Origin of the sequence: Xanthomonas hyacinthi (genome assembly GCF_009769165.1) — a bacterium.
Lineage (GTDB): Bacteria > Pseudomonadota > Gammaproteobacteria > Xanthomonadales > Xanthomonadaceae > Xanthomonas_A > Xanthomonas_A hyacinthi.
In genome coordinates this window covers 4,075,507-4,086,886 of sequence record NZ_CP043476.1, presented here as the reverse complement: position 1 = coordinate 4,086,886, position 11,380 = coordinate 4,075,507, and the positions used below count along the sequence as shown (strand labels likewise).

The following is an 11,380-nucleotide window of genomic DNA, read 5'->3' as shown; positions in this document are numbered from 1 at the left end:
GCGAGACGCTCCCATTCCTCAGTCCCGCCTGGGGTTCGCCTTGGTTCGCTTCCGCTTCATCGGTTTGCCTCCGAAAAAAGTGAGCAGGCCGCCCAGCGCGAGGCCGACGAGCGCCAGCTTCAGGCCAAACAGCACCGCCAGTCCCCAGCTGCCTTGGTCGGCACCGAGGAGCACGCCAACGCCTGCGCCCAGCGCAATGCAGCCATAGAAGACGAGCTTTCGCATTTGGCACTTGTTGCTCGAGCTGGAAGGGACACTCAGACTACGAACGCACTCTGCCGTTTGAACGGAAAATTACGCCCTCTCGCGGCTAAATTCCACACTAGCCGACATCTCGTTGGGCACGGCGCGATACGACCGGGGTCGCTCGCTTCTTCGACTTCCAGGATTACGTCGAGGAACAGTTGGAAAGCTGCGCTTGAGATGTTGGGGATTGAATCAATCCGCGCCGTGCGGCTGCGTCGATTTGTACGAAGACCCAGTCACGCGGGTTTTGCGCAAACCGCGCACCATCATGCGGCGCCGCTGCCGAAAGACCGTACTTTCCGAGACGAGTGGAGGAAGCGAATCCTCCAGACGCTTGCTTCCCCCAACCACCTCGGCTTCGTGCCTTCCGGACAACGTGACAATATCGGCCCACTTGATCATCAAGCGCTGACGATCCTCCAGATAGTCGGTTCGATGATAGGCAGCACGCACCCGGTTGGCCTCGACATGCGCGAGTTGTCGCTCGATTACGTCAGGGCGAAAGCCCAGGCCATCGAGTTCGGTCGAGGCCAGCGCTCGGAAGCCGTGCACGGTGTACTCCCCGAACCCGATCCTGTGCATGCCCTCCCGCAATGTCGATTCACTCATTCCCGTCTTGGCGCGCGTACGGTGCGGAAGCACGAATTCGGTGTTTCCGGAGAACTCATGCAATTGACGGAACAACGCCACGACCTGCGGCGCAAGCGGCACGATATGGTCGCGCCTGCTCTTCATGCGCTCGGCAGGAATGGTCCACAATGCCAACCGCTCGCCAGTCGCCTCAAGAAACTCGGGCTCGAACTCCGACCAGCGCGCTCCGCGTAGCTCACCGCTACGCACGAAGATCAAGAGCATCAGGTGCAATGCGATGCGCGTCTCGGGGTTGCCCGGGTACTTCGCCAATGCCTTCAGGAAATCGGGCACCTTTGCCCAGGGAAGGGCGGCGTGGTGTCCACGCTCGGGAGGTGTCAGCGCTCCGTCCAGGTCGCGAACCGGATTCGTTTCTATGCGCCCCGTAGAAACGGCATAGTTGAACGCCTTTCGTATCCGTTGAAGCAGCCTTCCCGCGGAGTCCAGCGACCCGCGTGCCTCTACCTCCCTGAGGACGGGAAGGATCTCGGTCGGCGTCAATGCGGTGACAGGGCGACGCCCAGCTTCGGAAACGCATCCCGCTCCAACTGCGCAATCAGGTTCTTTCGGTGACGCTCGGTCCACCTGACGCCGCGGACGGCAATCCACTCGCGGCAGACGGTCTCGAAGCTATTGGTCAACCGCGTTGCAGTCGCGATGCGATCCTGGCGCTTGGCCTCGTTGGGATCGATGCCTTCACGTACTAGCGCTTTTGCCTTCTCGCGGCGCTTGCGTGCCTCTGCAAGCGAAACGTCCGGATAGACCCCAAACGCCGTCAAGCGCTCGCGTCCGCCATAGCGGTACTTCATCCGCCAGTAGCGCGCTCCGTTCATCTTGACGTCCAGGTAGGTACAGCCCGCCGCCATCGAAGTACTTGCCCGGCGGAGCCGTCCGCACCCGAAGCGCGGTCAACTTGTCCACAGCCATGAGAGAGTCCTCGCATCCGCACTGGGGGTATCTTATCCCCGGGCTTAGCGTTGTACCCCCTCAGATATCCCCAAACCTCGGAGACGTCCGAGGACCTCCTGAGACGTCGCCGGACAAAAAACACTGAATATTCAATGAATTAGAAGGAAACTAGGCCTCTACGGGACGGTGTGAATCGTCCACGGTAAAGCTCTCCCCGCAGCCGCATTCGGCGGTGGCGTTGGGATTGCGGAAGATGAAGGTCTCGCCCAGGCCCTGCCTGGCGAAATCGATCTCGGTGCCGTCGACCAGCGGCAGGCTGGCGGCATCGACGTAGATGCGCACCCCATCCTGCTCGAACACCGCATCTTCCGGGTGCGCTTCGCGCGCCAGCTCGGTGACGTGGCCCCAGCCGGAACAGCCGGTGCGGGTCACGCCGAAGCGCAGGCCCAGCGCGCCGGGGGTCTGGGCGACGAAGCGCTGCACGCGTTCGAAGGCGACGGGAGTGAGGTGGATGGCCATGGCGAACGACTCCGGGAACAGCGAACGGTCATTATAGGGAGGAACCGATGCGGCGGATGCGCGCCACGCCTCGCAAGCGCCGCGGTTCAGCCAGTACACTTGCCCGTTCCATATCGAGTCGCTGCGGCGAGGATTCAAGTCATGACGGTGGCAAGCGTTGAGCATGCGCTGGCCGGGAAGATCCCGGCGGGCGGCGAAGTGACGGTACGCGGCTGGGTCCGCACCCGGCGCGATTCCAAGGCGGGGCTGTCCTTCGTCAACGTCAGCGACGGCTCCTGCTTCGCGCCGATCCAGGTGGTGGCGCCGGCCGAACTGCCCAACTACGAGTCGGAAGTGAAGCGGCTGACCGCCGGCTGCGCGGTGATCGCGCGCGGGCGCCTGGTCGCCTCGCAGGGCCAGGGCCAGAGCTTCGAGATCCAGGCCGAGGCGATCGAGGTGGTGGGCTGGGTCGAGGACCCGGAGACCTACCCGATCCAGCCGAAGGCGCATTCGCTGGAGTTCCTGCGCGAGGTCGCGCACCTGCGCCCGCGCACCAACCTGTTCGGCGCGGTCACCCGCATCCGCAACTGCCTGGCGCAGGCGGTGCACCGCTATTTCCACCACAACGGCTACAACTGGATCAGCACCCCGATCATCACCACCTCCGACGCCGAAGGCGCCGGGCAGATGTTCCGCGTGTCGACCCTGGACCTGGCCAACCTGCCGCGCGACGCCAAGGGCCAGGTCGATTTCGGCCGCGACTTCTTCGGCAAGGAGACCTTCCTGACCGTGTCCGGCCAGCTCAACGTCGAGGCCTACTGCCTGGCGCTGAGCAAGGTCTACACCTTCGGCCCGACCTTCCGCGCCGAGAACAGCCACACCACCCGGCACCTGGCCGAGTTCTGGATGATCGAGCCGGAGATCGCCTTCGCCGACCTGGCCGAGGACGCGCGGGTGGCCGAGGACTTCCTCAAGTACCTGTTCCGTGCGGTGCTGGATGAGCGCGGCGACGACCTGGCGTTCATCGCCGAGCGCGTGGACAAGACCGCGATCAGCAAGCTGGAGGCGTTCATCAACTCGCCGTTCGAGCGCATCGAGTACGGCGATGCGATCGCCTTGCTGCAGAAGTCCGGGCACACGTTCGAGTTCCCGGTGGAATGGGGCCTGGACCTGCAGACCGAGCACGAGCGCTGGCTGACCGAGCAGCACGTCGGCCGCCCGGTGGTGGTGACCAACTACCCCGAGCACATCAAGGCCTTCTACATGCGCCTGAACGACGACGGCAAGACCGTGGCGGCGATGGACGTGCTGGCGCCGGGCATCGGCGAGATCATCGGCGGCAGCCAGCGCGAGGAGCGCCTGGACGTGCTGGACACGCGCATGGTGCAGTTCGGCCTGGATCCGCAGCACTACGGCTGGTACCGCGACTTCCGCCGCTACGGCACGGTGCCGCACGCCGGCTTCGGCCTGGGCTTCGAGCGCCTGGTGGTCTACATCTGCGGGTTGAGCAACATCCGCGATGCGATCCCCTATCCGCGCGCGCCGGGCAGCGCCGAGTTCTGATGCATCCCGAGGCCGCAGCATGATCCTGTTCTTCGCGCTGTGCTTCGTCGGCGTGGCCATTGCCGGGTTCAGCGCGTTCCTGATCTTCTGGCCGCTGACCCTGGTGCATATCCGCGACCGGCATCCGCCGCTGGTGGCGGCGTTCGGCCCCGGCGCGTTTCTCAAGCCGGTGGCGCTGGGCTGGCTGCTGGCGCGGCGCTACCGCCCGCTAGGCGACCGCTCGTTGTCCGGGCTGGCGACGCCGGCCTGGCTGTCGCTGCTGACCATCTTCTTCGGCCTGGGCATGGCCGCCCTGCTCTGGCTGCTTTCCCTGGTGATTCCATGACTTCAGACGCATCCGCCGCCGATCGGTGGTACCTGGCCAGCCTCGGCCGCATCCTGGTGTGGGCGCGCCTGCGGGTGCGCGAGGCCGGCACCGCCGATGTGCTGGACAGCGACGGCAACACGCTCAGCTACGACAGCGAGGACACCGCGCAAGCGGCGCTGTTCGACGCCGAGTTCGTCGCCTACGACGGCCTGGACGAGGACGACGCGCTGGCGCGCGGGTTCTCGCTGCACGCAGTGGCGCCGCCGCAGGCCGACGACGATGCCGGGCTGCGCGGGCGCATGACCCAGACCCTGGGCGCGCGCGCCTGAGCCGCCGATGCACGTCCCACCGGCGTTCGCCGAAACCGACCTGGGCGCGCTCGACGCGCTGATCGCACGCGATCCGTTCGCGACCCTGGTCAGCGTCGGCGACGACGGCCTGCCCTGCGCCACGCCGCTGCCGGTGCTGTACCGGCGCGACGGCGCGCGCATCGTGATCGAGGGCCACTGGGCGCGCACCAATCCGCAATCGCAGCACCGCGGCCCGGCGCTGCTGATCGTGCACGGCCCGCATGCCTATGTGTCGCCGGGCTGGTATCCGGACAAGGAAGCGATGGCACGGGTGCCGACCTGGAACTACGCCACCGCGCAGCTGCATGGCCAGCTGCAGGTCAGCGACGACGAAGCGCTGCTGGCCGATCTGGTGGCGCGGCTCAGCGAACGCCACGAGCGCGCGCTCGGCAGCGACTGGCGCTACGAACCGCACAACGACGCGCAGCGGCGCCAGCTGCGCGGCATCGTCGGCTTCCGCTTCGAACCGGAGCGGGTGGAACTGAAATTCAAGCTCAGCCAGAACCATCCTGCCGCGAACGTGACGGCGGTCAGCGACGCCTTGCAGGCGCAGGCCGATCCTGGCGCGCAGGCGGTGGCCGCATTGATGCGCGCGCGCCTGCAGCGGCGCTGACCGCGCCTGCAGCCGCACACGAGCGCAGACGCGCCGCTCATCGCGGTCCAACATACGCCTGCGTGTGTACGCGCCGATGAACCGCGCCACGCCCGCTGCCGCCGCGGCGCGCCCATGCGCGCGCCGGCTTCTGGAATAATGCGCGGCTATGAGCAAGATCGATCAGCTACTGCACAACAACCGCGCCTGGTCCGAGCGCATCAATCGCGAGGACCCGGAATTCTTCGGCCGCCTATCCAAGCAGCAGACCCCGCAATACCTGTGGATCGGCTGCTCGGATTCGCGGGTGCCGGCCAACCAGATCATCGACATGGCGCCGGGCGAGGTGTTCGTCCACCGCAACATCGCCAACGTGGTCGTGCATACCGATCTCAACTGCCTGTCGGTGATCCAGTTCGCGGTCGAGGTGCTGAAGGTGCGGCACATCCTGGTGGTCGGCCACTACGGCTGCGGCGGCGTGCATGCCGGACTGACCCGCGCGCGCCTGGGCCTGGTCGACAACTGGATCCGCCACGTCACCGACGTGGCCGAAAAGCACGAAGGCTGCCTGCAGCAGGCCGGCGACCTGAGCCTGCAGCATGCGCGGCTGTGCGAGCTCAACGTGCTCGAACAGGTGGTCAACGTCAGCCGCACCTCGATCGTGCGCGACGCCTGGGCCGGCGGCCAGGAACTGACCGTGCACGGCTGGGTCTACAGCCTGCGCGACGGCCGCGTGCACGACCTGGGCATGGAACTGGAGCGCATTGAGGACCTGGCGCCGCGCTACGATGCCGCACTGGCGCGGATCTGCCAGGACCGCGAGGATCGCTGATCCGCTGTCGGCACCCGCGCCGACGCGACCACCCAAGGACACCGCATGCTCCCCGCCCCGCTGAACCTGCACGCCTGGATCGAACAGCACCGGCACCTGTTGAAGCCGCCGGTGGGCAACAAGTGCATCTACGCCGGCGACTTCATCGTGATGGTGGTCGGCGGGCCGAACGCGCGCGCGGACTTCCACTACGACGAAGGCCCCGAGTGGTTCTACCAGCTCGAAGGCGAGATGGTGCTGAAGATCCAGGAGGACGGCGCGGTGCGCGAGATCCCGATCCGCGCCGGCGAGACCTTCCTGCTGCCGCCGAAGGTGCCGCATTCGCCGCAGCGCCTGCCCGATTCGGTGGGCCTGGTGATCGAGCGCCGCCGCCTGCCGCACGAGAACGACGGCCTGCAGTGGTATTGCGAACGCTGCAACCACCTGCTGTACGCAGAATATTTCCCGCTGCGCAACATCGAGACCGATTTTCCGCCGGTGTTCGCGCGCTTCTACGCCTCCGAGGCGCTGCGCACCTGCGGCCGTTGCGGACAGGTGCACCCGCTGCCGGCGCCCGCCGCCGCGCCGTGAGCGCCCTCGCCGACCGCCGCGCCAGGCTGCGATGCTGCACAGCCTGATCGCGCTGAAGCCGCGCGACGTTCCGCTGCGCGTCGCCCTGCGCAATACCTTCGCGGTGGTCGCCCCGCTCGCCGTGGGCGTGGCCAGCGGCCATGCCGCGCTCGGCCTGGCGATGGCCACCGGCGCATTGAACACCATGTTCTCCGACCAGCCCGGGCCGTACCGGGCGCGGATGCAGCGCATGCTGATGGCGGCGCTGGCGGCCGGCGCCGCGGCGCTGCTGGGCATGCTGATCGGCGCGCATACCGCGGCGCTGGCGCTGGCGGCGCTGCTGCTGGGGCTGGGCGGCGGCCTGCTGGTGGCGCTGGGCCCGGTCGCGGCGCGGGTCGGGCTGACCAGCATGATCCTGCTGGTGGTCAGCGCCGACGTGCGCCTGCCGGCCGCGCAGAGCGTCGGCGTGGCCGCGCTGATCTTCGCCGGCGGCATGCTGCAGATGCTGATGGCGCTGGCCGCCTGGCCGCTGCAGCGCTACCGGCCGGAGCGGTTCGCGCTGGCCGAGCTGATGCGGCAGCTGGCCGGCATCGCCCGCCAGCGGCCGAGCGCGACGCTGGCGCCGCCGGCCACCGAGGCGGTGCTCGAAGCGATGGTGATGCTGCACGGCGAACACCGCGCACGCGGGCTGGCGGTGCAGTCGTTCCGGATCATCGCCGAGCTGTGCGAACGCACGCGGCTGGAACTGCTGACCCTGGCCGACCTGCACGGGCGCCTGGACGCGGCGGCGCGCGCGCGGCGGCCGATCGAGCGGGTGCTGGAACGCAGCGCGGTGGTGCTGGACCAGCTCGCCTACGCGCTGGACAACGCCGCCGATCCAGCCGCGGCGGAGGCCTCGATGACCGGCTTCGACGCGCTGGCCGAGGCCCTGGCGCTGGCCCAGGCGCAAGCGCAGGACAGCCGCGAGCGGCGCCTGCTGCGCATCGCCGTGGCCCGCGCGCAGGGCCTGGGCGGACAGCTGCGCGCGCTGGTGCGCAATGGCCACTGGGCCAGCAGCCGCGGCGAGATCCAGGCCGAGCTGGCCGAGGCCCGGCTGCCGGCGGCGCTGCGTCCCTTGGCGCCGCTGCAGACCCTGCGCGCCAACCTGGGTTTTTCCTCGGTCGCGTTCCGGCATGCCTTGCGCTGCGGCGTGTGCCTGAGCCTGGCGGTGCTGTTCGAACGCTGGCAGGCGATCCCGCACGGCTACTGGATCCCGATGACCACCGCGATCGTGCTCAAGCCGGATTTCGGCGGCACCCTCAGCTTCGGCGCGCTGCGCGTGGCCGGCACCTTCGCCGGGCTGCTGCTGGCCACCGTGCTGGCCCACTTCACGATGGACGGCACGGTGGTGCGGCTGTTGCTGCTGACCGTGTTCTGCCTGGGCTTCCGCCTGCTGACCCAGGTCAACTACGGCCTCGGCGTGGCCTCGCTGACCGGCATGCTGGTGTTGCTGCTGTCGTTCGAGGGCATGGCCCCGGGCGAGGCGATCGGCGAGCGCATCCAGGCCACCGTGCTCGGCAGCGCACTGGCGCTGGTCGCCTACGCGCTGTGGCCGACCTGGGAGCGCCGGCACATCCGCGCCACCCTGGCGCAACTGTTGCTGGCCTATCGCGACCATCTCGCCGCGCTGCTCGAAGGCCGCCTGCAGGCGCTGCCGGAAACCCGCGCCGCCTCACGCACCGCGCGCACCAACGTGCAGGCCTCGATCGAGCGGCTGCGCGGCGAGCCGCGGCGCAAGCGCAACCTGCGCGAGCTGACCCTGGCCGAATCGGTATTGGCCAACGGCAACCGTCTGATCCGCGCCTCGCTGGCGCTGGAAGCGGTGCTGCGCGACAGTCCATCGCTGCCGCCGCTGCCGGAACTGGAGCGGTTCCGGCGCCAGGCGCATGCCGCACTGACGCAACTGGCCGACAGCCTGCGCAGCGGCAGCGCGCCTGGCCAGGCGACGCTGCGCGCGGACGAGCGGCGCCTGGCCGAGGCGCTGGCCGCGCAGCTGCCCGATGCCGCCGAGGCCGGTGCGCTGACCGCGCTGGCCGACACCAGCGACCGCGTCGCCGACAGCGTCGGCACCCTCACCCACCTGTTGCGCAGCGCCATGCTGCCGGCCGCCGAGCAAGCGCCGCAGCGCGACCGGTAGACTGTGCCCACGTCCTGCTGCCCGCTGCCGATGAACGAGATCCTGACCCGCAACCACGCCACCGCGCTCGACGCCGCCGACCCGCTGCGCGCGCTGCGCCGCGAATTCCTGTTCCCGCAGCACCAGGGCGCCGACCAGGCCTACTTCGTCGGCAACTCGCTCGGCCTGCAGCCGCGTGGCGCCCGCGCCGCGGTGCAGGAGGTGCTGGACCAATGGTCGGCGCTGGCGGTGGAAGGCCACTTCACCGGCGACACCCAGTGGATGACCTACCACGAACTGCTCGCCGCGCCGCTGGCGCAGCTGGTCGGCGCGCTGCCGCACGAAGTGGTGGCGATGAACACGCTGACGGTGAACCTGCACCTGCTGATGGTCAGCTTCTACCGCCCCACCCGCGAGCGCCCGGCGATCCTGATCGAGGCCGGCGCGTTCCCGTCCGACCAGCATGCGCTGGCCTCGCAGATCCGCTTTCACGGCTTCGATCCGGCCACCGCGCTGATCGAAGTGCAGCCGGACGGCGCCGACGGCATCGTGTCGCTGGCCGCGCTCGAGCGCGCCATCGGCGAACACGGCCCGCGCCTGGCGCTGGTGCTGTGGCCGGGCGTGCAGTACCGCACCGGACAGGCCTTCGACCTGGACGCGGTGGCGCGGCTGGCGCGCGCGGCCGGCGCCGCGGTCGGTTTCGACCTCGCCCACGCGGTCGGCAACATCCCGCTGACCCTGCACGACACCGCGCCCGACTTCGCGGTGTGGTGCCACTACAAGTACCTCAACGCCGGCCCCGGCGCGGTCGCCGGCGCCTTCGTGCACGAACGCCATGGCCACGGCGACACGCCGCGCTTCGCCGGCTGGTGGGGCCACGACAAGCGCACCCGCTTCCAGATGCGCCCGGAGTTCGTCGCCGCGCCCGGCGCCGACGGCTGGCAACTGAGCAATCCGCCGATCCTGAGCATGGCGCCGCTGCGCGCCTCGCTGGAACTGTTCGAACGCGCCGGGCTGCCGGCGCTGCGGCGCAAGTCGCAGCAGCTCACCGGCTACCTGGAGACGCTGATCCGCGCGCGCCTGGCGCACACCTTGCAGATCCTCACCCCGGCCGACCCGGCGCAGCGCGGCTGCCAACTGTCGCTGCGCGTGATCGGCGGGCGCGCGCGCGGCCGTGCGCTGTTCGCGTACCTGCAATCGGTCGGCGTGCTCGGCGACTGGCGCGAGCCGGACGTGATCCGGATCAGCCCGGTGCCGCTGTATACCCGCTATCGCGACATCTACCGCTTCGTCGAGGAAGCGGAAACCTGGGCCGGCGTCTGAGCCACCCCCTCCTGCGCGGCCGCCGCCGCGCGTCATGCCGGACTTCTCCTTGAGCGCCTCCCCCCGCAGCATTACCCTGATCGGCGCCGGCCTGGCCGGCTCCCTGCTCGCCATCCTGCTCTCGCGCCAGGGCTGGCGCGTCGCCGTCTATGAGCGCCGCGGCGATCCGCGCATCCAGGACTACGAGCGCGGCCGCTCGATCAATCTGGCGCTGGCCGAGCGCGGCCTGCACGCGCTGCGCCAGGCCGGCGCCGATGCCGCGGTGATGGCCAAGGCGGTGATGATGCGCGGGCGCATGGTGCATTTCGCCGACGGCCGCCAGCAGTTGCAGCGCTACGGCCGCGACGACAGCGAGGTGATCTGGTCGGTGCACCGCAACAACCTCAACATCACCTTGCTGCAGCTGGCCGAGCAAGCCGGCGCGCGCATCCATTTCTACCGGCGCCTGCACACGGTGGACTTCGACGCCGGCTACGCGCGCTTCATCGACGACCGCGACGACCAGCCGCACGACATCCGCTTCCACAGCATGATCGGCGCCGACGGCGCCGGCTCGGCGCTGCGCGCGGCGATGCAGCGCAAGGCGCCGATGGCCGAGCACACCGAGTTCCTGGACCATTCGTACAAGGAACTGGAGATCCCGCCCAACGCCGACGGCAGCTTCCGCATCGAGGCCAACGCGCTGCACATCTGGCCGCGCGGGCACTATATGTGCATCGCCCTGCCCAACGACGAGGGCACCTTCACCGTCACCCTGTTCCTGCCCAACAAGGGCGACCCCAGCTTCGCCACCACCCGCACCGGTGCCGAAGCGCTGGCGCTGTTCGCACGCGACTTCGCCGATGCGCTGCCGCTGATGCCGCAACTGGCCGAACACTGGGAGCAGCACCCGCCGGGCCTGCTCGGCACGCTGCGGCTGCAGCGCTGGCACCTGGACGGGCGCGCGGTGCTGCTCGGCGACGCCGCGCATGCGATGGTGCCGTTCCACGGCCAGGGCATGAACTGCGCGTTCGAGGATTGCGTGGCGCTGGCCGCGCACCTGCAGCGCGAACCGGACCTGGGCCGCGCCTATGCCGCGTTCGAGGCCGAGCGCAAGCCCAACGCCAGCGCGATCCAGCAGATGGCGCTGGAGAACTACATCGAGATGCGCGACCGCGTCGGCGATGCCGGCTTCCTGCTGCAGCGCGAACTGGAGCAGGCGCTGCAGGCGCGCCATCCGACCCGCTTCGTGCCGCACTACACCATGGTCACCTTCCTGCGCACGCCGTACGCGCTGGCGCTGCGGCGCAGCGAGATCCAGCGCGAGATCCTGCTGCAGGCCACGCAGGGCCACAGCGACCTGTCGCGGATCGACTGGGCGTGGCTGCAGCGAACCGTGCACGAACGCCTGGCACCGCTGGAGGGCGCGCATTGAGCCGATCTGCCT

General features: G+C 69.2%; 11 protein-coding genes and 1 pseudogene. 9 read left to right on the top strand and 3 right to left on the bottom strand.

The features are described from left to right. Positions 1-18: 18 nt before the first annotated feature. From FZ025_RS17935 to FZ025_RS17920, 3 genes and pseudogenes are all read right to left on the bottom strand, one after another. Entirely contained in the window at positions 19-225 is a 207-nt protein-coding gene (locus tag FZ025_RS17935; protein ID WP_046979028.1) for a hypothetical protein, read from the bottom strand. A 216-nt stretch (positions 226-441) separates the two neighbouring features. After that, positions 442-1,773 (bottom strand): annotated as a pseudogene (locus FZ025_RS17930) (tyrosine-type recombinase/integrase); the annotation flags it as partial. Positions 1,774-1,953: 180 nt separating this feature from the next. Further along, positions 1,954-2,304 (bottom strand): HesB/IscA family protein, encoded by a 351-nt coding sequence (locus FZ025_RS17920; protein ID WP_046979034.1) that lies wholly within the window; start codon positions 2,302-2,304, stop codon positions 1,954-1,956. Between the two features lie 141 nt (positions 2,305-2,445). On the opposite strand from FZ025_RS17920, the gene asnS reads away from it, so the two are divergent. The 9 genes from asnS to FZ025_RS17875 all read left to right on the top strand — a co-directional run bounded on the left by asnS (position 2,446) and on the right by FZ025_RS17875 (position 11,368). Further along, on the top strand, positions 2,446-3,846 hold the full coding sequence (asnS, locus tag FZ025_RS17915; protein WP_046979027.1) for an asparagine--tRNA ligase: 1,401 nt from the start codon (positions 2,446-2,448) through the stop codon (positions 3,844-3,846). Between the two features lie 19 nt (positions 3,847-3,865). Next, positions 3,866-4,171 (top strand): hypothetical protein, encoded by a 306-nt coding sequence (locus tag FZ025_RS17910; protein ID WP_003473760.1) that lies wholly within the window; start codon positions 3,866-3,868, stop codon positions 4,169-4,171. Next, on the top strand, positions 4,168-4,482 hold the full coding sequence (locus tag FZ025_RS17905) for a hypothetical protein (RefSeq protein ID WP_046979026.1): 315 nt from the start codon (positions 4,168-4,170) through the stop codon (positions 4,480-4,482). The genes FZ025_RS17910 and FZ025_RS17905 overlap by 4 nt, the downstream gene beginning before the upstream one ends. A gap of 7 nt (positions 4,483-4,489) precedes the next feature. Continuing rightward, positions 4,490-5,116, top strand: coding sequence for an FMN-binding negative transcriptional regulator (locus FZ025_RS17900; RefSeq protein WP_046979025.1), 627 nt, complete (start codon positions 4,490-4,492; stop codon positions 5,114-5,116). 148 nt (positions 5,117-5,264) lie between these two features. Then, positions 5,265-5,927 (top strand): carbonate dehydratase, encoded by a 663-nt coding sequence (gene can / locus FZ025_RS17895; protein ID WP_046979024.1) that lies wholly within the window; start codon positions 5,265-5,267, stop codon positions 5,925-5,927. 45 nt (positions 5,928-5,972) lie between these two features. Further along, on the top strand, positions 5,973-6,497 hold the full coding sequence (locus FZ025_RS17890; RefSeq protein ID WP_046979023.1) for a 3-hydroxyanthranilate 3,4-dioxygenase: 525 nt from the start codon (positions 5,973-5,975) through the stop codon (positions 6,495-6,497). Between the two features lie 31 nt (positions 6,498-6,528). After that, positions 6,529-8,652, top strand: coding sequence for an FUSC family protein (locus FZ025_RS17885; protein WP_046979022.1), 2,124 nt, complete (start codon positions 6,529-6,531; stop codon positions 8,650-8,652). Between the two features lie 30 nt (positions 8,653-8,682). After that, a complete protein-coding gene (gene kynU / locus FZ025_RS17880) occupies positions 8,683-9,954 on the top strand; it encodes a kynureninase (RefSeq protein WP_046979021.1) in 1,272 nt (423 codons plus the stop codon). Between the two features lie 34 nt (positions 9,955-9,988). Next, positions 9,989-11,368 carry an FAD-dependent oxidoreductase gene (locus FZ025_RS17875; protein ID WP_046979020.1) on the top strand — a complete coding sequence of 460 codons (1,380 nt, stop codon included), beginning with the start codon at positions 9,989-9,991 and terminating at the stop codon, positions 11,366-11,368. Positions 11,369-11,380 lie beyond the last annotated feature (12 nt).

Bases quoted from the DNA above. Each gene is read 5' to 3' on its own strand.
- FZ025_RS17935 (WP_046979028.1), bottom strand. From the start codon at position 225: ATGCGAAAGCTCGTCTTCTATGGCTGCATTGCGCTGGGCGCAGGCGTT.
- FZ025_RS17920 (WP_046979034.1), bottom strand. From the start codon at position 2,304: ATGGCCATCCACCTCACTCCCGTCGCCTTCGAACGCGTGCAGCGCTTC.
- asnS (WP_046979027.1), top strand. From the start codon at position 2,446: ATGACGGTGGCAAGCGTTGAGCATGCGCTGGCCGGGAAGATCCCGGCG.
- FZ025_RS17910 (WP_003473760.1), top strand. From the start codon at position 3,866: ATGATCCTGTTCTTCGCGCTGTGCTTCGTCGGCGTGGCCATTGCCGGG.
- FZ025_RS17905 (WP_046979026.1), top strand. From the start codon at position 4,168: ATGACTTCAGACGCATCCGCCGCCGATCGGTGGTACCTGGCCAGCCTC.
- FZ025_RS17900 (WP_046979025.1), top strand. From the start codon at position 4,490: ATGCACGTCCCACCGGCGTTCGCCGAAACCGACCTGGGCGCGCTCGAC.
- can (WP_046979024.1), top strand. From the start codon at position 5,265: ATGAGCAAGATCGATCAGCTACTGCACAACAACCGCGCCTGGTCCGAG.
- FZ025_RS17890 (WP_046979023.1), top strand. From the start codon at position 5,973: ATGCTCCCCGCCCCGCTGAACCTGCACGCCTGGATCGAACAGCACCGG.
- FZ025_RS17885 (WP_046979022.1), top strand. From the start codon at position 6,529: ATGCTGCACAGCCTGATCGCGCTGAAGCCGCGCGACGTTCCGCTGCGC.
- kynU (WP_046979021.1), top strand. From the start codon at position 8,683: ATGAACGAGATCCTGACCCGCAACCACGCCACCGCGCTCGACGCCGCC.
- FZ025_RS17875 (WP_046979020.1), top strand. From the start codon at position 9,989: ATGCCGGACTTCTCCTTGAGCGCCTCCCCCCGCAGCATTACCCTGATC.